This is a genomic window from Neoroseomonas rubea, from assembly GCF_016106015.1.
Lineage (GTDB): Bacteria > Pseudomonadota > Alphaproteobacteria > Acetobacterales > Acetobacteraceae > Neoroseomonas > Neoroseomonas rubea.
In genome coordinates, this window is the sequence record NZ_JACADQ010000644.1 from 1 (window position 1) to 1,009 (window position 1,009).

The 1,009-nt window shown below is 74.1% G+C and carries 2 protein-coding genes; both read right to left on the reverse strand.

What is annotated here, in order from left to right; genetic code table 11:
- Positions 1–832: glycosyltransferase (locus HW577_RS25545; RefSeq protein ID WP_198378886.1), on the reverse strand; the 832-nt coding region annotated here is incomplete at its 3' end.
- On the reverse strand, positions 829–1,009 hold a 181-nt coding region (locus HW577_RS25550), incomplete at its 5' end, for a hypothetical protein (protein ID WP_198378887.1). The genes HW577_RS25545 and HW577_RS25550, both read right to left, overlap by 4 nt.

Here is a 1,009-nt window from a genome sequence, read left to right on the forward strand (position 1 = left end):
CCCGCCCGAAGGCCGTGGCCGTCGTGCCGAGCGCCGCCCCGGCCCGCCCCTGCCGCGCCAGGACCCCCGCCCGATAGCCCGCCGCCCAGGCATGCCAGCGCCGATAGGCCGCGCGGCCCGGCGTGCCCGCCACCTGCTCCGCCAGGCGCGTCGCCGAGACATCGAGCAGGTGGCGCGACAACTTGTCCCGCAGGTCCCCGGCCGCGAAGGTGAGGGAGTCCGGATGGCTGCGGTAGCGGATGATGGTCGCCTCCAGCATCGCCACGCGCGGCGCGGCGAGCGCGAGCCGCATCCACCAATCCTTGTCCGCGGCAAGCGGGAAGCGGTCGTCGAACGGCCCTGTCCTTTCGATCAGGGCGCGCCGGTAGAAGCCCGCATTCATCGCGGTGATGCCGGAGATCGCATTCGTCTCCGTCAGCCCGACCGCATCGGCGGGCAGGCGCTTGAGCGTGACCTCCCGCCCCTCCTGCACCGCGAACCATTCGGCGGCGCCCAGCGCGAGGTCGATGGCCGGGTCGGCGAGCGCGGCCTCGGCCGCGGCGAAGGCGCCGGGCGCATAGAGGTCGTCGCTGTTCAGCAGACCGACCACCTCTCCCCGCGCGGCGCGCAGCCCCTTGTTGATCGCGTCGTAGAGGTTGCGGTCCTGCTCCCGGATGATGGTCAGGTGCGGATGGCGGGCCAGCACCTCCGCCGTGCCGTCGGTCGATCCGCCATCGACGACGATGTGCTCGAAGGAGGGATGCGCCTCGGCGATCACGCTCTCGATTGCCGCGCCGATCGTCGCGGCGCGGTTCAGGCAGGGCGTGACGATGGACAGGCGCGGCGTGCTCATCGCCCGATCAGGGCGCGCAGGCGGGGGCTGTAGACCAGGCGTTCGGCGAAGCGTCCGAGCGCGGGGGAAAGGCCGTCGGCGAGGCCCACCAGGTCAAGCGCGCGACGGGCCGGCGCGGCGGCGGCGATGCGCGCATCCTCCGCCGCGGCTCGGGCGGCGAAGGCGGCGGCCAGCCGC